Annotated in this window: 1 protein-coding gene; it reads right to left on the bottom strand. The window is 39.4% G+C overall.

All coding sequences use genetic code 11. The features are described 5' to 3' along the window. A partial coding sequence (locus PL9214_RS29825) for a tetratricopeptide repeat protein (RefSeq protein ID WP_139295238.1) occupies nucleotides 1-221 on the bottom strand: 221 nt, incomplete at both ends.

The raw sequence follows: 221 nt of genomic DNA on the forward strand, positions 1-221 counted from the left end.
TTGCGATCACCTATTTCTTGAAAAATAGAAACAGACTGCTGATAGAACTCTATCGCTTTTTGGTATTCTCCCAGGCTCTCATAAGCATTTCCCAGATTATTGAGGGATTTTGCGACACCATTACGATCACCTATTTCTTGAAAAATGGAAACAGACTGCTGATAGAACTCTATCGCTTTTTGGTATTCTCCCAGACTCTCATAAGCATTTCCTAGACCCAT

Source organism: Planktothrix tepida PCC 9214 (assembly GCF_900009145.1).
Taxonomy (GTDB): domain Bacteria; phylum Cyanobacteriota; class Cyanobacteriia; order Cyanobacteriales; family Microcoleaceae; genus Planktothrix; species Planktothrix tepida.